General features: G+C 37.7%; 12 protein-coding genes and 3 pseudogenes. 4 read left to right on the forward strand and 11 right to left on the reverse strand.

The features are described from left to right. Positions 1-1,521: 1,521 nt before the first annotated feature. From FC57_RS08525 to leuS, 4 genes and pseudogenes are all read right to left on the reverse strand, one after another. Complete coding sequence (locus FC57_RS08525; protein WP_040529837.1) at positions 1,522-1,935, reverse strand: cupin domain-containing protein; 414 nt, start codon at positions 1,933-1,935, stop codon at positions 1,522-1,524. 489 nt (positions 1,936-2,424) lie between these two features. Continuing rightward, positions 2,425-3,822, reverse strand: a complete 1,398-nt coding sequence (locus tag FC57_RS08530; RefSeq protein WP_007126629.1) for an ATP-binding protein — start codon at positions 3,820-3,822, stop codon at positions 2,425-2,427. 130 nt (positions 3,823-3,952) lie between these two features. Next, positions 3,953-5,600 (reverse strand): annotated as a pseudogene (locus FC57_RS08535) (putative polysaccharide biosynthesis protein). 93 nt (positions 5,601-5,693) lie between these two features. Continuing rightward, a complete protein-coding gene (gene leuS / locus FC57_RS08540) occupies positions 5,694-8,108 on the reverse strand; it encodes a leucine--tRNA ligase (protein ID WP_007126632.1) in 2,415 nt (804 codons plus the stop codon). Between the two features lie 292 nt (positions 8,109-8,400). Between leuS and FC57_RS08545 the strand changes: the two genes are divergently transcribed. The 3 genes and pseudogenes from FC57_RS08545 to nadC all read left to right on the forward strand — a co-directional run bounded on the left by FC57_RS08545 (position 8,401) and on the right by nadC (position 11,240). Next, positions 8,401-9,063 (forward strand): phosphatase PAP2 family protein, encoded by a 663-nt coding sequence (locus FC57_RS08545; protein ID WP_040529839.1) that lies wholly within the window; start codon positions 8,401-8,403, stop codon positions 9,061-9,063. A 134-nt stretch (positions 9,064-9,197) separates the two neighbouring features. Then, positions 9,198-10,415 (forward strand): MFS transporter, encoded by a 1,218-nt coding sequence (locus FC57_RS08550; protein ID WP_007126634.1) that lies wholly within the window; start codon positions 9,198-9,200, stop codon positions 10,413-10,415. Then, positions 10,412-11,240 (forward strand): annotated as a pseudogene (gene nadC / locus FC57_RS08555) (carboxylating nicotinate-nucleotide diphosphorylase). Before FC57_RS08550 ends, nadC begins: the two are co-directional and overlap by 4 nt. Before the next feature lie 71 nt (positions 11,241-11,311). Here nadC and FC57_RS08560 read toward each other — a convergent pair. Together FC57_RS08560 and FC57_RS08565 are read right to left on the reverse strand one after the other, a co-directional pair. Further along, on the reverse strand, positions 11,312-12,523 hold the full coding sequence (locus FC57_RS08560; protein ID WP_007126637.1) for an NAD(P)/FAD-dependent oxidoreductase: 1,212 nt from the start codon (positions 12,521-12,523) through the stop codon (positions 11,312-11,314). 19 nt (positions 12,524-12,542) lie between these two features. Beyond that, positions 12,543-13,441, reverse strand: a pseudogene (locus FC57_RS08565) (1,4-dihydroxy-2-naphthoate polyprenyltransferase). Between the two features lie 72 nt (positions 13,442-13,513). Here FC57_RS08565 and FC57_RS08570 point away from each other — a divergent pair. Next, positions 13,514-14,494, forward strand: a complete 981-nt coding sequence (locus FC57_RS08570) for a polyprenyl synthetase family protein (protein WP_007126640.1) — start codon at positions 13,514-13,516, stop codon at positions 14,492-14,494. A gap of 4 nt (positions 14,495-14,498) precedes the next feature. Here FC57_RS08570 and cydC read toward each other — a convergent pair whose 3' ends face one another. The 5 genes from cydC to FC57_RS08595 all read right to left on the reverse strand — a co-directional run. Then, the gene (gene cydC / locus FC57_RS08575; protein WP_007126641.1) at positions 14,499-16,244 is read right to left on the reverse strand and encodes a thiol reductant ABC exporter subunit CydC; all 1,746 of its coding nucleotides are present in this window, start codon (positions 16,242-16,244) and stop codon (positions 14,499-14,501) included. Beyond that, positions 16,237-17,952, reverse strand: coding sequence for a thiol reductant ABC exporter subunit CydD (cydD, locus tag FC57_RS08580; RefSeq protein ID WP_007126642.1), 1,716 nt, complete (start codon positions 17,950-17,952; stop codon positions 16,237-16,239). Before cydD ends, cydC begins: the two co-directional genes overlap by 8 nt. Position 17,953: 1 nt before the next feature. Continuing rightward, entirely contained in the window at positions 17,954-18,970 is a 1,017-nt protein-coding gene (cydB, locus tag FC57_RS08585; RefSeq protein ID WP_007126643.1) for a cytochrome d ubiquinol oxidase subunit II, read from the reverse strand. Further along, a complete protein-coding gene (locus tag FC57_RS08590) occupies positions 18,971-20,407 on the reverse strand; it encodes a cytochrome ubiquinol oxidase subunit I (protein WP_040529844.1) in 1,437 nt (478 codons plus the stop codon). It abuts the gene before it with no gap. Between the two features lie 301 nt (positions 20,408-20,708). Further along, positions 20,709-21,742, reverse strand: a 1,034-nt coding sequence (locus tag FC57_RS08595; RefSeq protein WP_056990026.1) for an MFS transporter, incomplete at its 5' end; no start/stop codon positions are given.

Here is a 21,742-nt window from a genome sequence, read left to right on the forward strand (position 1 = left end):
AACCTAACTGTTGCACTTAATTTGATAATTCAAGGGTTGTTTTATTTTTTAAAGAAGATATTATTATAGCTCGCAACTTTTTACAGTTTATGCTATAATGTATTAGCAACGAAGTAATCGCAGAAGAGACAATATACTCAAAGGTGGCTGAGGATTAATTTTCCTCAGCTACTATTTTTCTACCCAAAGTCAAGTATTATCAGTGCTTCANTAGCACAAATAAGCAGATCAAAAACGATCTACTTTTGTCATTAATAGATTAAACCAATAATAAAATTATAGCAGAAATTTACAAGTCTAACAATTTTCTTAGTCTTTAAGTTGACGAGCTTCTAGCCCCTCAAGCTTGTTAAGGAGGTTACTAAAAGCGGTTAAATTTTTAGAAACAGTGTTAGTATAATAATTTTCATATCCCCAGTCTTCGATTCAGATATATGCTGTGTCTTTCCTTTTAATCAATCAAAATTTGGAACAATTGCATAAAATCTACGGTATTAGCGATAGTGCGATTCTGTATCTGGTCAAATATTATTTTCATTTCAGCAAAGCTTTGTTAATCCATTCTACAATCTTTCTATTAAACATCTGTTTTCATTTATTATAATAAATAATATTAAAAATAATCATTGAAAGTATCCAAAAAATTAAACAGTATATTAAAACTTTTCTATACAAATAGAATAACCGAAAAAGAAGCAGGTATTTTGCATTAACCTCAAACTAGGGCGAAATATCTGCTTCTCCCAATGTTACCAATACTACTATAAAAATTGTCCCATATCAAATTTAGTACATATAGCCTGTTTAAAATTTTCAAGAAGATAAATAATCTAATCAGGTTTTATTTTATACCTTTAATCAAGTTTCAGTTAACAATTTTGAAATAAGTTTTAATCTGCCATCTGCGGCTAATAGATAAATGTTTTCTTCGGTCTAAATCTAATCTGCGTAGTAGAGTAGCCTACTCCTTCTACCAAGCAATCGTACAGACCTTTAATATCATAGTGTCGCTGCGATAAATATAGTAAGCTTTTTTAGCCATTAATAGCCAAAACATTCTTGATGATATAGACAAGAATATTTAGTTTCAATTCTTAATCTTACAGCTTGGTTAATCAGCTCAATACTCACATCATTCATTTTTCTTTGAAGCTAATGGGATACTTATTCTCTCCCATATTTTCCTGGCACATTAAGTTATTTAACTATTTCAACAGCACTCATATTGCCATTCAAATATTGTTCAATTATCCATAGCTTTTGTTCAAATGAATGCTTGCGTTTTCTAGACAGCAAAAATCCCACTTTTGTGAATAATTAAATACTTTATGTATTTCAATCATCTATTTTAGTGGAATTGTATTAGGAAAGAGTTTGTGTTTTTTTATCCTATGAAAGAAATTACTTTCTCCATGTATAAATAATTATGTTTTTGTAGATATCAAATTCATTATTTTTTGAATATCAGATTCAATAAATTTATATTAGATTTTTCAGACCGTTTCTTTTTAACCTCAGGTATTATTTTAAATTATTATAGCAATCTTCATCTACTGGTTCTAACCAAGTTGACTTTGCTTTATTAGTATCAGCCATGATTGAAAGATGAGCAAACCATGAATCCTTAGCTGCCCCGTGCCAATGCTTAGTGTTTGGTGCAACAACATAAACATCACCAGGCGTCATCTTGTGAGCTGGCTTTCCTTCTTCTTGCACCCAACCTTCACCAGCTACACAGACTAAAGTCTGCGGAACTGTGTGCTTGTGCCAATGATTAATGCATCCCGGTTCAAATGAAACATTAGAAATACTGCAATTTGCTTTGTTAGCAAGTGGATTCAAGTAACTATTGCCAGCAAAATATTTTGCGTAAGCTGTATTAGGTTCGCCAAAACCAAACGGACTGTTTTTTACTTCTTCTTCATTTTTAGCCATTTTTATCGCTCCTTGTTGTTTTTTCATTTCAGCTATAATTTTATTCTCAAAATTGTGATCTGAGAAATATCTATAATTACTAGCTAGCAATAACTTTTACTTATGATGCATGCTATAATAAAGATCCTTGGCAGGGGCACGAAGACGGTTTGATCTAAATCGTCTTTTTTCTCTAGAAATTGTTGAAAGCGCTTTATTTTTATCCAATTCTATGCTAAAGTAGGAAATGTAAAGATAAAGCGTAACAAATATAAATATTTTGATATTTATCTCTAAACAAGGAGATGGCGATCATGACTGCCTACATTGGAATTACATTTTTGGTACTTGAATTAATCGGAGTCTTTATTTTAGCTGCACTCAATCCTAACGACTGATGCAGTGAACATAACTAAATTTTCAACATTCTTAAATTTTTACAACACTCCTAAAATTATTAAATATCCAACTTACTTAAAACTGCTAGACTGGAATAATCTAGTAGTTTTTTTACATCTGATCAAAAGAAATTAGCTTGCATCCCACTTTGTCGGCTAATTCCCTACAAGCAGGAGTAAATCCAGATTTTGAAAATAAGAAATAATGCTTCTGTGGATAAGAAAATAATGAACTCAAATCAATCAACTTTTCCAAGATACTTTTAGAAATTGGCTCATTTTTCCACTTACACTCTCCAAAATAACCCACATATTCATCAGGAGTAATTCCGACAATATCTAGTTCTACCTTAGTCTTCGTTCGTGCATCCGTCCCCCACCAATTATTCAAGTAAACAAAAGGTGTTGGTATCATTTTCGAGTCTGACACATGTTGCCAAAGATAATCTTGCGACAGTTTTTCAAATGCTTGTCCCATGAACCGACTAAGATCATTTTTAATAATCTCCATTACTGTATCAGTTGCTCCACGCATAATAGCACTCATATATTTACTGATGTAAGTATGCCAAAATCTAAATAGATCATCAGAAATTATATAAATCGTCTTACGTGAACGAGGTTTACTTTCTTCAGTAACTGGTACTTTTTTAGCCACTATTCCTAAATCGATCAGATTATTCAAACAGGTTGTAACAGCAGAACTTTCCAGATGTGCTTTATTAGCAATATCATTCAAGCGTGAAGCCCCACCAGCGATTGCGTTAATTACCGAATTATAATTCTTGGGATCGCGCAATTCTTGTTTAAGTAAACTATCTGTTTCCTGAAACAGTGGTGCATTAACTTCCAGAAAACCATCTTGGATATTCTGCCAGATATCTTTCTCGGATGACATATAAGACAAATATAACGGAATCCCACCAGTAATTGTATTTAAAACAAAAACTTCTTCTTTTCCCATTTTTGGGAAATATTCTTGTGCTTCCTGTAAACCAAATGGCTGGATCTTGAATTGAGCAGTTCTTCGACCATACAGAGGGCTCTTGTAAGCTAACACTTGATTTTCCATAAAAGACATTGAGGAACCACATAGAATTAAAAACAAATTGGTATCTTTGAATTCATGATCAATATAAGATTGCAACATTGAACTAATAACCGGTGCAGATTGTGCTAAGTAAGGATATTCATCAATAACGAGAACCACCCTTTGTTTTTTAGCTAAGCGACTAATTTCTTTAAAACAATTTTCAAAATTGCCAAAATTAAAGCCACTCATGATATCTTGATGTTCATAACTAGCAATTGCTGTAGAAAATCTGACTAGATTATCATGCTCATTTTCTTCTAGACCAACAAAATATATTGAATCCTTGTCTTCAATGAATTTTTGAATCAAAGCTGTTTTACCAATTCTCCGTCTGCCATAGATTACAGCAAATTGAAATTGATCGCTCTGATACATTTGATTTAGTTTATTTAATTCTTTTTCTCTACCAACAAACATAGGGATCTTCTTTTCTAATTAGCTAAAACATGATTTACTAAAACGTACTTTACTAAATTATACTTTAGTAAAGTATAACTGAGCAAATAAAAAAGCCATTCATTTCGAATGACTTTTTCTCTATTTACTTTTAACCATGGATGTGGAATTTAACCAAAATCTTTTCAATTCGACTACCCATAATTCTCTGTGCCAAATTCGTCTTCAATACTGCAAAACCGTAAAAGATAATGCCGACACCTACTGACAAAATTACCAAGAGCAAAGCAGGAATTCGATGGTCAGGATTCAAGAATTTACTTAAACCTGTCTCAACCAATTTAACAATGATAAACATCCCAATTGAGAAAGCGGTGATTCCGACTAATCGACGACTCGTTCTATTTAAGTTGAAATTATATTGCAACTCCAAATGCTTCAACGACAGCAGTACAATGACCAGCAATCCTAAGTTTGTAGCAACCAACGGTCCATAAATCTTGAATAAAAAGATCATCGGGAATTGCAAAATTCCTTTTAAAATCAAGCCTAAAACCAAGTACTTAATTGCTAGACCATTTTCTGACAAACCTTGCAAAATTGCCATCAGCACTGTGAACAAACCCTAAGCTGATCGCAGTGAAAGCTGACAAATACAAGACGTCACTACCTAATGGATCGGGTCCATAGAAAACTGTATAGATCGGCTTGCTAATAGCAGCCATCCCAAATGCTGCTGGAATCATGACGAACAAGAACAAATCCATCGTGTTAGCAATCTGATGAGAAATGCTTCTAAAGTCACCTCTAGTATGAGCAGCTGACAACAATGGGATCGCTGTTACCGCCATGGCGCTTGCCAAAGAAACAATAATCATGATTAGCTTATTGGCATTCAAGCCAAACAACGCATACCAATCTTCGATCGTATCTGAACTGGCATGAACCAGACTAGCAATCATTGGGTGGAATGTATATTGGTCAACCAACGAGAACAAGGTAATTCCAGAGTCAATGATAATAAATGGGATAGCCTGTTCAATGATTTCCGCAAACAGATCCGTGGTGGAAACACGTAAGCGATTATTAGAATGTGCTACCAAATAATCCAACCGTTTCCTTCTTGAAAACAGGAACCACACTAGTAGTCCTATCCCGAACGCAGCTCCAATTGCAGCAGCCAAGTTAGATTGAATAACCGCATGCACATAAGAGCCATGCTGCATTTGCATAATCACAAATGCTGTCAAAAGCATCCAGACTACTCGAGCAAACTGTTCAACGAACTGTGACATCGCACTCGGCATCATGTCCGCATATCCCTGGAAGTAGCCTCGCATGATACTCAAAATCGGAATGATCAGAATGGCGTAGGACAAACTACGCATAACCGCGATTTGCCTCGGATCACTCTGACTACCATTTGACGCCAGTAGCGGCGAAGCAAAATACATAACCGCAGCCGAAACGATCCCTAAAAAGGTCATCAAAATCAAACCTTTATGGAAAAGCTTGCGTCCAATTCCATATTCATTTAGAGCATTGTACTTCGCAACCTGTTTGGCAATAGCTCCGGGAATACCTGCAGTCGAAATTAGAATAAAAATCGTGTAAATATTGTAACTTCGCGCTGTTAAAGCGTTGGCAATGTTCCCGTATTGCCCCATCCAGGCATACCACGGAATGATATAAAGCGCGCCTAGAATTCTCGAGGCAATCGAGCCAAAGGTCATCCAGGCAGAACCTTTTAGAAAAGTATTTTGTGTATCTTTGCTATTTAAGTTATTTTCTTCTTCCATCAATTTTTCCTAATAAAAAGTATTAACTAATTAATTGTCACGCAATTCTAACAATGAAGTTGGATATTATCGTTCTTTTAGGAAAAACTTAACTTATTTAGCTACGATATTAACAATCTTGCTTGGTACGACAATGACTTTCTTAACGTCCTTGCCTTCCAAGAACTTTTGAACGTGTGGCAAAGCCATTGCTTGCTTTTGCACATCGTCCCTATCGGCATCCTTAGCTGCTTGGAATTTGCCACGAAGCTTACCGTTAACTTGAACCATGATTTCTACAGTTGATTCAACTAACTTAGCTGGATCGTAAGTTGGCCACTTAGCGTAAGTAATTGATTCATCATGACCAAATACTTGCCAGATTTCTTCCATCATGTGTGGAGCTACTGGTGCCAAAAGTTTGACGAAGCCTTCTGCGTATTCGCGTGGAATTGACTTAGCCTTTTGAGCAGCGTTGACGAAGACCATCATTTGAGAAATAGCAGTGTTGAAGTGAAGAGCATCAAAGTCTTCAGTTACCTTCTTAACAGTTTCGGCGTACACCTTGTCAAGTTCACCGTCATTCTTGTCTACAATTCTTTCTTGTGGAATTGCCTTGAGGTCAAGATCGTTAACAAACAAGCGCCATACACGGTCTAAGAACTTCTTAGTTGAAGCTGGACCATTGTCATCCCAGTCAATTGATGCATCAAGTGGGCCCATGAACATTTCGTACATTCTGAGTGAGTCTGCACCGTATTCATCAATGACGTCATCTGGGTTAACAACGTTACCCTTAGACTTAGACATCTTTTCATGGTTCTTCAAGATCAAACCTTGGTTGTACAAGCGTTGGAATGGTTCCTTGGTTGGAACAACACCCAAGTCGTAAAGAACCTTGTGCCAGAATCTTGCGTAAAGCAAGTGTCTTACGGCATGTTCTGCACCACCAATGTACAAGTCAACTGGCAACCATTGCTTAAGCAAGTCATAGTCAGCTAATTCCTTGTTATTGTGTGGATCAACATAACGAAGGTAGTACCAGCTTGAACCAGCCCAGTTAGGCATAGTGTTAGTTTCACGCTTACCTTTTCTACCATTCTTATCAACAACGTTTACCCAATCAGTTAAGTTAGCCAATGGTGATTCTGGCGTACCTGATGGCTTAATGTCAGTTGCATGTGGCAAACGAAGTGGCAATTGATCTTCAGGAACAAGAGTAGTTTCACCGTCTTCCCAGTGAATTACTGGAATTGGTTCACCCCAGTAACGTTGACGTGAGAAGTCCCAGTCACGAAGCTTGTAGTTAACCTTCTTCTTACCGCAGTTGTGGTCTTCAAGCCAGTCAACCATCTTCTTCTTAGCATCCTCGATGTTCAACCCGTTCAAGAATTCAGAGTTGATGTGTGGACCATCTTCAGTGAAGGCCGCCTTAGTTAAGTCGCCGCCTTCAAGTACTGGATTAATTGGCAAGTTGAACTTTGTAGCAAAAGCATAGTCGCGATCATCGTGAGCAGGTACAGCCATTACGGCACCAGTACCGTAGCTTGCCAAAACATAGTCAGAAATCCAAATTGGAACTTCCTTGCCGTTAACTGGGTTAATTGCGTAAGCACCAGTAAATACACCAGTCTTGTCCTTGTTCAAGTCGGTTCTTTCAAGGTCTGACTTAGATTGAATCTTCTTGATGTAGGCGTTAACTTCATCTCTGTGAGCATCAGTGGTAATTTCTTGTACCAACTTGTTTTCTGGTGCCAAAACGGTGTAAGAACAACCAAACAAAGTATCAGGACGAGTAGTAAAGATGTCGAAAGTCTTGTCGCTGTCCTTAATCTTGAAGGTTACTTGTGCACCAACTGAACGACCAATCCAGTTACGTTGCATTTCCTTAACTGGTTCTGGCCAGTCCAAGCCGTCAAGGTCTTCGAGCAGACGATCTGCATAAGCAGTCATCTTTAACATCCATTGACGCATGTTCTTACGGTAAACTGGGTAACCACCACGTTCAGTTTTACCATCGATAACTTCTTCGTTGGCAACAACAGTACCCAAGTCTGGTGACCAGTTAACTGGAACTTCGGCTTCATAAGCTAAACCATTCTTGTACATTTGTTCAAAGACCCATTGAGTCCACTTGTAGTACTTAGGATCTGAGGTAGTAACTTCGCGGTCCCAGTCGTATGAGAAACCTAACTTGTTAAGTTGTTCCTTGAAGTTAGCAATGTTTTGCTTAGTAACAACAGCTGGATCTTCACCAGTCTTCAATGCGTATTGTTCAGTTGGCAAACCAAATGCATCCCAACCCATTGGGTGAAGTACATTGTAGCCTTGTGCACGCTTCATTCTGGCAACAATATCAGTTGCAGTGTAGCCTTCTGGGTGACCTACGTGAAGTCCTTTACCAGATGGGAATGGAAACATGTCCAATGCGTAATAATTTTTCTTCTTGGGATCAGTACCTGTCTTGAAGGTATCATGCTTTGCCCAATAGTCTTGCCATTTCTTTTCAACTACCTTGTGGTTATACAAATTTACTACTCCTTTGCAAAATAAAAAGTCCTATGACTAAAAAATCATAGGACGAATAATCGCGGTACCACCTAAGTTCCACAAAATGTGACACTTAATTATGCTCCTTAACGCGGGTGGCGACGATAGGCTTCAATCTCAGGACAAGTTCACAAATCCGTCTTAAGGCTTCACAGCAACCAGCCTCTCTCTGGAAAAACTTCCTTGTTACTACTTCCTGACCTTTATTTTCTTATAGATAATGATTATAATTTACCACAAATGCTAAAAATTACAAGAGGAGACTTTTTATTTGATTAATACAGAAAATCCACCAAGAGACAGTTTAATCCCTGCATCTATCTTCGTGGTCATCTACGCTGCGTGGGCGATGTTAGTTTCATCAAGCTCACAATTTATCCATAGTTTTGACAATGCAGTGATTGGCATCGTCTGCAACACGAATCCGACGAACGTTGCTTTTGCCAAAACTTTTACCAATCTCGGCAATACGAGCGTGATTACGATTGAGACAATTATCTTGTTCATCATTTTAATCGTATTCAAGCAATACTCCTACGCGTTCTTCACGGCGGGAGTTATGATTTGTGCTAACGGCTACAACTGGATTATTAAACATGCTGTTGAACGACACCGACCATTCGTCCAGCACCTAGTTTACGCCGACGGTTACAGTTTTCCATCGGGCCACTCAGTTGGGAGCGCGGCTCTGTGTGGAGTATTGATCGTGTTAACTATTTTATTAATTAAGAGCAAGTTCTGGAAGACCTTGTTAATCATTATTTGGACATTGTTCCCACTAATGATTGGTTACACTAGAATTTTTGTTCATGTCCATTACCCATCTGACGTGTTTGGTGGTTGGATTGAAGGAATTACCTTTGTATTACTCGGTTATGCTTTCCTTTATCACTTCTACGTTGAACCGAAGATGATGGATCGAAAGCGAAAATAAAGATTGCTAATAAAACAAGCATCGTTGACTGCGATGCTTGTTTTTTTGTCACTAAGTAATAAAAGTAATGTTGACTTTTATTATTTTAAGAACTATACTCGCCCCGATAAAAGTATTAAGTACTTTTATCAGATATGCTTTATTTTATTGGAGGGTTTCGAGTGAATAAAAAATTAGTCAATAAAAAAACTGCCTTCTTTTCATTTTTAATTATTGGGACAGCTTGGATGTTTGATGCCATGGACGTTGGATTATTATCATTTATCATGCCCATGGTTAAAAAAGAATGGAATTTAATTAATTCTGAAGCTGGATTAATTAGTTCTATTAGTACAATCGGAATGATTTGTGGAGGATTTTATTTTGGACACTTAGCTGACAAAATTGGACGCAAAAAGACTCTCATCATTACCCTATTAACATTTTCAATTGGCAATATTGTTTTAGCTGCAGCTTCAAACTACCAATTATTCTTAATCATTCGTTTCTTTGTAGGTATGGGACTTGGTGGTGAATTACCAGTAGCTGCTACTTATATCTCAGATTTATACCATGGCAAAAAACGTTCTCAAATGTTAATCATGGTTGACAGTTTTTGGGCAATCGGCTGGTTAATTGCTTCATTTATCTCATTTCTCTTTGCTACAACAATTGGCTGGCGTGGACTGTTGCTTTTAACCGCATTAATGGGATTCTTTGCTCTTATGATCAGAAAAAACATTTCTGAAATTAAGGAACCTTCTCATTTAAAAACTGGTATCGTTACTGCCATAAGAAATTCTTTTCACGGTTGGACAATTTTATTATGGCTTGCTTGGTTAATGGTAATGTTTAGCTATTACGGCATGTTTATGTGGTTACCAAGCATTATGTTAAATAAAGGCAATACGGTTATTCAAAGTTTTGGCTACACTACAATTATTGTTGTAGCTCAATTACCAGGTTATTTTGTAGCTGTTTGGCTTAGTGGATATATTAAAACAAAATATGTATTTGCAATCTATATGCTAGGAACAGCATTAGGTGCCTGGATGTTCGGTAATGTTACTAGCAGCCTTTGGACGATTATTGCTGGTTGCATCTTATCATTCTTTAATCTAGGTGCTTATGGGGCTATTATTTCTCTTACACCTACTTTGTACAAAGATCATGTTCGCGGAACGATGACTGGTCTTGCTGAAGGTATTGGCAGAATTGGTGCCGTTGTCGGCCCTGCTTTAGTTGGAATGTGGATTGATCAACACGTTAAGATTACAATGATTTTCTTAATCTTTATGTTAGCTCTTTTGATTGGAGCCTTTGCAGTCCTCTTACTTCCAGAAGGACAACAGGAAGAAGATAATTTACAATGAATATTCTGTTACTTAAAAAGAAGATCGAAAGCTTTTTACAAGAAGATCTGGAATTTGGCGACTCAAGTACGCAATTATTTCCCCACCGTCAAATAAAGGGTTACTTTATAGTTAAACAAGCAGGAATAATCTGTGGTCTTCAAGTTATTAAAGCTACTTACCAGTTATTAGACAGCAATGTCGAACTTTCTTTATTAGTTAAAGAAGGTGAAAAAGTAACTGCTGGGCAGAAAATTGCATACGTTAAAGGTGATGCAACTGTTCTTTTAAGTTGTGAAAGAGTAATTCTTAATTTATTGCAACATATGAGTGGAATTGCCAGTCATACTGCTTTAATGATTAAGAAACTAAATGATCCAACTATCAAATTAGTTGACACCAGAAAAACTACACCTGGTTTACGCTTATTTGATAAATATGCCGTAAAAATCGGTGGCGGATATAACCATCGTTTAAGCTTAAGTGATGGCATTATGATCAAAGATAATCACATTGCTTTAGCAAATGGTGTGATCCCTGCCCTTCAGCTTGCTCAAAAAGATGCTGGTCCATTAACTAAAATTGAAATCGAAGTTGAAACTCTTAATGAACTAAAAGAAGCAATACAAGAACATGCTGATGTTATTATGTTCGATAATCAAACTCCTCAAACTATTAAAAAATGGGTTTTCAATTGAAACGGAAGCATCGGGTGGTATTACAGTAGAAAATATTGCTCAATATAAGGGATGCGGTGTTAACTTCATTTCTAGTGGTGAGCTAACTAATGATATTCATGCTTTAGATATTAGTTTTTTAGTTGATAATGCCATTAAAAATAATTAATCTCTTTGAATTTATGTTAAAAAAATAGGCATCGCTTTGGACGATGCCTGTTTTTATACTCATTTTTACTTTTAATGATACAAATCAAAGCGGCCAACTGACAACGTTTCCTTCACGCCACCAGTTTCCATCAAAGATTTATCAATAATAATCTTCTTCAAAGCTGAAGCCAAGTAACCTTTATAACCATGACCCATCGCTTTGCCAGCAGCTCTAGTTTCACCAACAGCTACAACTACGCCTAAGTCATGGTAAACGTACTTGCTTGGTCGAGCTTGATGATTAATCCGACTTCTAATATCTTTAGCCGCATAGTTAGCCATTGAAAGTGCCATCTGAGCTGTGTTTGGCCATGGCCACTTTTTACCGGGAACCATAACACTGGATACATCCCCCAGAAGATAGATATCATCGCTCTCAGGAGCCGTTAAATGATCGCTAACCATTACCCGACCACGACGATTCTTAAAACCAGAAGCCTCAATTACAGGACTGCCGCTGAAGCCCATCATCCAAATTCTGGTACCTGCTGGGATTTCTTGAATCTCATCCGAGTCTTTCATCTTGTATAAAACAGAATGATCTGAAACTTTTTGTACAAAGGCTTGCTTGATAATTTCAATATCATTTTTCTTAATTAAACCAAGCGCATAATCGAGTAATTTGCCTTGGAACATTGGCAAAAGAACTGGTGAACCATCCAACATCTTAATTGTAATATCTTTCGCATTTACACCAGCCATTTTGGCAAAGCGTGGGCGAGCCTCAGCTAAGGCTCCCGCTAACTCAACTGCTTGGAAGCCGGCACCACAGATCACGATTGATAAATGCTTTTTATCATGATCTTTACGGTAAGCCTTCATCTCTGCATAAAGGTGATTGCGAATTGCTTCAGCTTCTTTAACATTGCTCATTGGCAAAGCATTTTCTTTTGCACCTTCGATGCCCATGTCACTCAACACCCAACCTAGTCCAACTACAAGGTAGTCATAACTGATTGGTTCATGTTCCCTGAGCTCTACTGCTTTGTCTTTAATATTGATCTTTTCAACCTGGTCAACTACCAACTCAGTCATGCTTTCATCTAGCACATCACTTAATTGATATGACATTCTCGTATATGGATAGCTGCCTGACGCTACTTCATAGAGACGCATTGTTTCATAGTGATATGGGTTTCGATCGACTAAAATAATTTTTACTTCTTTGTGCAATTTCTTTTGTAAAGCAACTACAGTTTTTAAGCCTGCATAACCTGCACCTAAAACAACGATTGTTTTCATGATAATCCTCACTTTCTAGTTAAAGTAAAACACCGATGATGTAAGTAACTGAATAAGTTAACGCACCGACCAGCAGTGTTTTGACTGCACAAATAAATGTTTCTGTTTTTACCTGCTTTTGTAAGAGCAATTTGTTTTGCTTATAAACGAACGGTACAATTAAGACTGTTAACCAGACAGTGGCTGGTGCAATTTTCAAAAATGGTAAAGCAATAATGACCAAAAAAGCCAACACGTTTTTGATGCTAAAGGCAGTTAAGGCAGCTTTTTTACCAATAAAGTGAACAATAGTCTTGCGGTGGTTGTCCTCGTCTTCTTGGGCATCACAGATATTGTTGGCCAGCATTAAATTTGAGATCCACAGTTCATCTGCCAGAGCTAGCAAAAAGACTTGTCCTACGTTAAACCAGTTCCAAGCAAAGACCTGGTAAGCATTTAGATATACGCTGAGCAATACAATCATGAAGCCCATCGTAAAGCCTGAAGCTAACTCACCTACTGGCAAGCTAGAAAGCGGATGTGGACCGGATGAATAGCTAAAACCAATGAAGTAACAGAACATCCCCATCCAGAGGACTGCCCAACCGGTTTTATATGCTAACCAGATACCGATAACTGCTGAAATCAGCGTTAAACTAATGATTAAATTTCTCACCAATTTAGGATCGATGTTTTCTCTCCCAATAATATTTGTTTTTTGTTGGTAAGATTTGCTATCTGCGTGATAATAGTCATTATAATTATCCAGCATATCAACTACCATGTTGAACATAAACATGGCAATAAAGAATACGATTGATACGCCCCAGTTGATGGAATGATAATAATAGCACTAAAGCAAAGCCCCAGCGAGAACGGCATCACGCTTGCCGGTTTGGCTTTGATTTCTACCAATTCTAAAAATGTACTTATTGACATCAAGCCACTTCCTCTCAAAGATGTCTATTTTCACAATTAATTATAGTTTTATTTAGTTAAGGAAACTCATCAATGAATAACTCCAAACCTTGGGAAAATTATCCTCTTATCGCTAACGAACTTGAAGAGGTTAATGATTTTATTCAAAAGACCATTAAGACGCCACATAAGAGTTTACAAGCTGCTTTATTACAGATGGCCGACAATGGTGGCAAATATTTACGCCCTAGTCTACTGCTGCTTGCTGCCCATGCCGTTGGTAAAACCAATGAGCGAACTATCAAACTTGCTTCGTCGATTGAGATTTTACACATGGCGACTTTGATTCATGATGACATCATTGACGATTCCGATGAACGTCGTGGCAACGTCAGCATTCAAGCCGCTTTTGGCAAAGATGTCGCGGTTTACACTGGTGATCTGCTCTTTACCGATTTCTTCGACCTAATGTTGGATGCCATTGATGAACATGAATATCTTGTTCGCAACGCTCAAACGATGCGCAAGATTTTAAACGGTGAACTAGGTCAGATGGCTGAACGGTTTAACTTAAAACAAACTCTAGATGATTATCTCAGAGACGTTAAAGGCAAGACCGCTGCCCTTTTCCGCTTAGCCGCTGAAGAAGGCGCCCACTTTGCTGGTGCTAATTCTATGCAAAGCGATGCTTTAGCTCAGTTTGGTGAAAATCTCGGTATTGCTTTTCAAATGGTGGATGATATTCTCGACTACAGCGGAGGTATCCAGTTGAACAAGCCTACGCTTGAGGATCTAGCCACTGGCGTTTATTCACTGCCACTTTTGCTCGCCTTAAACCAACCTGCATTACACGATGAATTGTTATCTCTACTTAAAAAGAAACGACAAATGACTTTAGCTGATATGCAAAAAGTCCAAAATATTTTGTTAAATAGCTCTGTTATTAATGATAGTCGCAAATTGGCCCAAGAATACGCGCAACGGGCTGATGATTGTCTTAAGATTTTTAAACCTAATCCAGCTATCCTTTTATTAAAGAAATTACCTAATAAGCTGCTAACCCGTAACTTCTAGTCGATCAAAGTCCTTGATCGGCTTTTTTTAGTTCGCGGTAACGTTTATTTTGCCAGAGTTGCTTTGGTGTTCCTTGCATGGCAATTTTTCCATCTTCAATAAAGATAACTTGGTCCATTTTTTCAATTCCCTGCAAGTGGTGCGTGATCCAGATTAAAGTTTTACCCCCAAGCTGCTCAATAAAAGTATTGATTACCGCCTGCTCAGTAATCGGATCAAGTCCTACTGTTGGTTCATCGAGTAAAACGATTGGCGTATTTTTCAAAAGAACACGTGCTAAAGCTAAACGATGACGTTCCCCACCTGAAAAACGTAGACCCGCTTCCTCTACTTGCGTGTCTAATTTTTCTGGTAAGGCTTCAACTGTCCTCTTTAAGCCAACTCGCTCTAATACATCCCACAACTGTTTTTCAGTCGCGTTTTCATTGCCTAAACGCAGATTATTCGCAATTGTAGTATTAAACAAATATGGCTTTTGGTTAATTACGCTAAAGTACTTTGGCATTTGATCGCCAAAATCAGCTACATCGATATCATTCAAGCTGATGCGTCCCAAAGTAGGCTTACGATCACCACGCAAAAGTGTAGCCAAGGTACTTTTACCTGCTCCGCTTTTACCTAAAATAGCAATCTTCTCGCCTGAATGGATAGCCAATGTAATGCCACGCAGAATTTCTTTTTCTGTATGTGGATAAGTGTAATGCACGTCCTTAAGCATTAAATTGTAAGGTGCAACCGTGGCTAACGTCTTTTTTGGTGCCTTTTGATCGGGATTGGGCAAATTATTCAATCTGATCAATGATTTTTGATAAACATTAGTCTCCTGAGCCGCGGATGGCAAGCTAGCTAGTGCTTCATTTAGCGGAAATGCAGCTAAGACAAAAGCAGCAATCCAATTGGTTAATGGACTCTGATGTCCACCAAATCTAGCTGCACCCCAGATGATTAAACTGACCACAATCAGGAGAAGGATCATCTGCATTAAAAAGTTACGCATTCGCTCAAACTTTTTCATCTTCTGGTGAATAGCTAGCAATTTTTCTCTACTGTTGACATGCAATTGCAAAAATTCTTGACTTCTGCCAGAAAGCATCCAATCCGTCACTCCCATGACATTGTCGGTTAAATCAACATATAGCTTATCCTGTGCAGCCTTTTCATAATCTTGTCTAGCACCGTTCACAACAATGGACCAAATTGGAATAGCAAAGATCATTAAGCCAAAAGTAATCAGCATCCACAATCCCATCAGAGGTGAAAGAATGCCTAAGCTGATAACGATAATCGCATAGAGTCCCCAAGCGACAAACATTGGAAAAATCGACCGCAAATAGAGATTCTGAATGTGGCTAACATCATCTGAGAGCAATCCTAAAACATCCCCCAGTTGATATTTACTATTAAATAGAGCCGCATCCTTCTCTAATGAGTCATACATCTTTTGTCTGAACTTGGATGTCATTCTAAGTACCCAGTTATGACTAACAATTCTTTCAAAATATTGAATAGCTGGTCTTGCAATACCAAACGCTCTCGTTAAAACGATTGGTACATAAACCAACAAAATATTCTCAGGTTGTGTAGCTGATTTACTGATCAAATAACCTGCGCAGAACATTAAGCCTGAGCCACAGACAAAAGTTAATATTCCCAGCAAAATCGCTAATATCAAGGTCTTTTTGTAATGACGCAAAAACGGTTTTACCCAGCGATCATGTTTCAATGCTTTAATAATTGGAATTCTATTCATCCTGATCGCCTCTCATTTCTTGCGTCAACTTGACGAAGTAGCCATTTTTCTGCTTTAATTCCGCAAATGTTCCTTGTTCAACTAACTTGCCATGATCCATGACCAAGATATAATCCATCTCTTTCATCCAGTGCAAGCGGTGCGTCGCAAAGATAACCAAATGATTCTTCATCAGTGGCAACATTTTCTTCTTTAAATCAACCTCAGTCTCAATATCCAAATGAGCTGTCGGTTCATCAAAGATCATTATCTTGCGTTGTCGATCAAGAAAAGCACGGGCAAGGGCGATTCTCTGTGCTTGACCACCGGAAAGAACTCGTTTTCCTTGACCAATGATCGTGTCTAACCCATGAGGCAATTCTTTTACTAAATCATCCAAGCCAACTACATGAATTGCTTGCTTAATTTCTGCATCAGTAGCTTGTGGCGTATAAAACGCAACGTTATCCCGCAAGCTTGCGGTAAACACATATGGATTCTGTGGAATATAGATCAACTGCTTATGCCAATCAGGAATATTTAAAGTTGATGTATCGTGATTCTGAATCGTAATATGGCCATTTTCAGGTGTCAAAAAGCCACTCAATAAATTGATCAAAGTGGATTTGCCTGAACCACTCATTCCAATTACACCAACTTTTTTATAGCCCTGAACTTGCAAGGAAACTGGACCGATTTGCGTTCCTTTTTGATACTTAAAATTTAAATCTTGAATCGTTAACTGATCATTTGGCTTCCAACTAGTCAACTTCAGTTGTTCAATCGGTTCTTTAGGTGCCTTAATCAATTGATTAATGCGATGAAAAGCATTTTTCCCATTCAGTGTCGCATGGAAATCTCCCGCAAAATTACGAATAGGTAAAAAGTACTCTGGCGCCAGAATCAAGATCGCTAAAGCTGAGAACAACATAATTTTGCCATTTAAAAGACTAAAGCCTAAATAAACGGCAATCACGGCAATTGATAACGTGGTAAAAAAGTCCAATGCAAATGTTGATAACATGGCCACGCGCAAAACCGCCATGGTCTTGCGTCTAAAGTTTTCGCTTAAGCGAAAGATACTGGTGGAATAGCGTTTACTCATCCCTAAATACTTAAGCGTATCAATTCCCCGTAAAGAATCGATAAAGTTATTGGACAATATTTCAAAATTGCCAAATTGTTTAATCGCCTTATCTTGAGCTGCGTGCCCCAAAATGATCATAAACAGTACGATTAGCGGATACATAACCAACAAAATCAACGCGCATTGCCAGCTAACAAAGAGCATGGCAATAAACAACAAAACCGGGACAATCATCATGGTCAAAACTTTGTTATAGATCAGTTTGATATAATTACGCACCTCATCTATTCCATCCAACGCCATGGTGATCAAGCTGCCTGTGCCTTGTTTTTGGATCAAAGCCTGGCCTTCATTAAAGACTTTGCCTAGCAATTTCTGACGTAGTTTTTCAGCTTCTGTGTTGGAATAGCGATCCAACATTTTATCCTGCCACCAATCAATCAGTTGCCGCCCAGTAAAACAAAGTGCAAACAGCAATAAGTATAACCAGCTTAGCTTTTTTCCTTGCCAAAGAGTTGTAAGAACCATGCTTAGAGATAAGGCTTGGCCAATAATCAAAAAGGCTTGCAGAACTTCAAGCACTGCAAGCCTTCTTACAATTGCACCAGCACCATCTAGTTTAAAAAGGTGTTGATCAATCATTTTAATATCCTTCTCCTATTGCAGGCATTTCAATTCTCTTGCGGAAAATCCAGTATGACCAAATCGTGTAAGCTAAAATGCATGGTACCAAAATTACTGTAGCGATCGTCATCACGATCAAGGTGTAATTTGATGAAGATGCGCTTTGAATCATCAAATCATATTTACTGCTGATTGATGAAATCATTACTCTTGGGAATAATCCACAGAAGATCAAAGCAACCAGTGATACCAAAGTTAAACCACTGAACGTGAATGCATAGCCTTGTTTATTAGTAAAGTTGGCTACATGGCCTGCTACTGAAAAGCCAACAATCAACACCAAGCACAACAAGGTTAAGATCGGGTGGACATGCAAGAAGTCAGTTTGGAATAACAAAAGCAAAGCAAAGATAACTTCTCCTACATAGAGTACCCAGTAAAGAGCTTTAGAATAATTCTGTGCTCGATCACTGATCACGCCTTTAGTTTTCAAAGCAATATAGTTTAAACCGTGTAGATAAGTAAGCAAGGTCAAAGCAATACCGCCTACAATTGAAAACCAGTTAAAGTAGTCAAAGAAATGCGCGGTCATGTCGCCATGAGCATCAAGTGGCATCCCTTTAATCATTGAAATAAACATTACACCCAAGAAAAATGGAGCGATGAAACTACCAATGGCCATTGCGTTATCCCAGAAAGGCTTGCGTGGTTCTGGGCTTTGTGCCCGGAATTCAAATGAAACGCCACGGATAATTAAACCTACTAAGATAAGCAAGAGAATCAAATAATAACCAGAGAATAGGGATGCATACCAATATGGAAATGAGGCAAACATCGCACCCCCGGCAGTAATCAACCAAACTTCATTGCCATCCCAAACGGGACCAATTGTTTGAATAATCTGACTTCTTTCTTTTTCATTATGTCCTAACGTCTTAACGGCCATTCCGACACCATAGTCGAAACCATCAAGAAAGAAGAAACCACTAAATAAAACACCAATTAGGATAAACCAAAGTATTTGCAAGAATGACATTTAAAAGGCCCCCTTTGCAAATGGGTCTGTTTCTTTATCACTAGCTTGACCTTGCATAGCTAATTCTTCTGGATCATTGTGTAAGAAGCGCACAATTAAGCCGATCAAGATAATTGCCAAACCGGTGAACAAACAGAAGTAAACAATGTTTGATGTCAACAGTGAAGCTACAGAAACGTTTGGTGATACGCTTTGGGCAATGGTAAATAAACCATAAACTGTCCACGGAGCACGACCAAGTTCCGTAATCAACCAACCACAAGTATTAGCAATAAATGGTGTAAAGGTCATTAAACCTAATACCCAAAGACACCAACGGTGATTGTACAAAGTTTGTTTCTTCTTACGAGTCATTACTAAACCAACAATGGAAACTAAAGCCATTAATGCACCGAAACCAGCCATAAAGCGGAAACTCCAGAATAAAGTATTAACTGGAACATAGTAATTCATCTTATGACCGTCAATATGAGTGCCGTACTTTTTCTCCATCTCGACGTTAACTTCTTCCATCCCTTTAACAGCTCCAGTTGGCTTGTGGTATGAAAGAATACTTAACATTCCTGGAATTTCAATCTTGCCTTTAACTTCATGAGTTTTAATATTGGCAAAACCAATCATTGTCCATGGAGCTCTTTCTCCAGTAGTCTTGTACAAGGCTTCTGTAGCAGCAAATTTCATTGGTTGTTCATGAACCAAATATTGCATCTGCATATCGCCCATGCCAATTGAGCCTAGAGAGAAGATCAACATTAAGGTTAAACCTAGGCGAATTGTCTTGTGATAAATAGTTTTATTCACATCAGACAAAGTCCGTTTCTTTAACAATTGAAATGCGGCTAAACCAGTAATAATTGTAGCTCCGGTAAGGATTGCTCCAAGAATTACGTGGCCGAACTCAAACATCAATTGTTTATTGGTCAAAAGCGCACCGAAGTTAACCATTTCGGCACGACCATTTCTAATAGCAAAACCAGTTGGATGCTGCATAAATGAGTTGGCAGTTAAAATCCAAACAGCGGATGTAACAGTCCCAAATGCGACCATCCAGATGAAGAATAAGTGTAATTTCTTACCTACCTTATTCCAGGTAAACATCCATAATCCAATAAAGGTCGATTCAATGAAGAATGAAAGCAATGCTTCGAATGCAAGTGGCGCACCGAAGATATCACCCATAAATCTTGAATAATCGGACCAATTCATTCCAAACTGGAATTCCTGAATAATACCGGTTACAACTCCCACGGCAAAGCTCAGAAGAAATACATTCCCCCAGAACCTTGTCATTTTTTTATATTCAGGCTTGCCAGTATGAACATACATTGATTCCATAATTGCTACAACGAACACCGTACCAATAGAAAATGGCACGAAGAAAAAGTGAAAAATCGTTGTCATGGCAAATTGGAATCTTGCTAAACTAACAATATTCATTTTTAGCGCCCCCATTATTCCCACTAACATTAGTCTCTGTCTAAAATAACAGTTATTATTTTATTCACTTTCAGTGTACAGCCACTATTCTGTACTTTCAAGTAGTGCATTAATGCGCTTTCAATACTGTTATCTTATTTTTATGTCAGCTTTCGTTTTTAATTATAGCATTATAGGTTTTAATCACTATTTCTTTTCAAAAAAGTGATAAAAGAAAGCCAATTTTTTCTAAATTAATAAAGATAAACTATTTTTGAAAAAATATATATTTTATTTTTATTTTTTTAAATAGCGTGGCTTGTTATTCTATTTCAAAAAAATAGCCAGATACTTTATGGTATCTGACTACTTTTACTTTTTTAATAATTTTACGGTCTTTATAAGTTTGATTTAGGATAATGGATACTAGAATTACGATCATAGAAACCACATAAACGGCTTTTAATCCGCCAAATAATACCTGACGCAATTGTGGTACTACGCTTGCAGCTAAAGTTTTAGCATTTTCTGCAGAAACTATCTTATTCATCATTGCTTGATTAAGTCCAGGATGCTTAGTAAGCCCCTGTGCCACCATCGTATTAAAGGCAATTCCATAAATTGAAACCATCATGGTTGACCCTAAATACTTCATCAAGGTATTGAAAGATGTGGCTACCCCAATATCTTCTTTAGAAACTAGGACTTGTGAGCGAACTTGTGAAGCAGTCGTAATCGCACCAAAAGCCGTTCCATTGAACGCAGCGACAACACAGAATACCCAGAATGGCGTATAAATCGGAACTAGAATTAAAACCAAATCGGCAGCTACTAAAACAATCAGCATATAATCATAAGTCTTTTTAATGCCCCATCGTCCAAGCATCCCACCAATCAAGAAGGAACCAACAATCCACATCAATGAACTAGGCGTTACAGCAAAACCAGCTAGAGAAGCATTGGTACCATTAATTCCCTGCATCCAAGTAGGAATATAAAATTCAAAGCCAATTACTACACCAGAGATAAGCAAAGTAATTAAATTTAATGCCAGAAATTCTCTATCCTTTAACATAGAAAGCGGCATGATCGGATCTGCTGCCTTCTTTTCTGACTTAAAGAACAGGATAGCAGAAGCAACTACTAAAATAGCTAAAATTGCCATAATGACAATATTGGTATTGCCACCTAAATCTTGCAGGAAGAACATCAAAGCCAGTAACAAAATAACCAGCCAAACAGTCCCTTGTAAATCCAATTTTGATTTTGAACGATGTTTAGGTTCTCCTAAAAAGAAGATAACTAATAGAAAAGCAATAATGCCAATTGGGACATTAATATAAAAGACCCAATGCC

Source organism: Lactobacillus ultunensis DSM 16047 (assembly GCF_001436305.1).
Classification (GTDB): Bacteria; Bacillota; Bacilli; order Lactobacillales; family Lactobacillaceae; genus Lactobacillus; species Lactobacillus ultunensis.

Coding starts and splice junctions, on each gene's coding strand:
- FC57_RS08525 (WP_040529837.1), bottom strand. CDS start 1,935: ATGGCTAAAAATGAAGAAGAAGTAAAAAACAGTCCGTTTGGTTTTGGC.
- FC57_RS08530 (WP_007126629.1), bottom strand. CDS start 3,822: ATGTTTGTTGGTAGAGAAAAAGAATTAAATAAACTAAATCAAATGTAT.
- FC57_RS08550 (WP_007126634.1), top strand. CDS start 9,198: ATGCTTTATTTTATTGGAGGGTTTCGAGTGAATAAAAAATTAGTCAAT.
- FC57_RS08560 (WP_007126637.1), bottom strand. CDS start 12,523: ATGAAAACAATCGTTGTTTTAGGTGCAGGTTATGCAGGCTTAAAAACT.
- FC57_RS08570 (WP_007126640.1), top strand. CDS start 13,514: ATGAATAACTCCAAACCTTGGGAAAATTATCCTCTTATCGCTAACGAA.
- cydC (WP_007126641.1), bottom strand. CDS start 16,244: ATGAATAGAATTCCAATTATTAAAGCATTGAAACATGATCGCTGGGTA.
- cydD (WP_007126642.1), bottom strand. CDS start 17,952: ATGATTGATCAACACCTTTTTAAACTAGATGGTGCTGGTGCAATTGTA.
- cydB (WP_007126643.1), bottom strand. CDS start 18,970: ATGTCATTCTTGCAAATACTTTGGTTTATCCTAATTGGTGTTTTATTT.
- FC57_RS08590 (WP_040529844.1), bottom strand. CDS start 20,407: ATGAATATTGTTAGTTTAGCAAGATTCCAATTTGCCATGACAACGATT.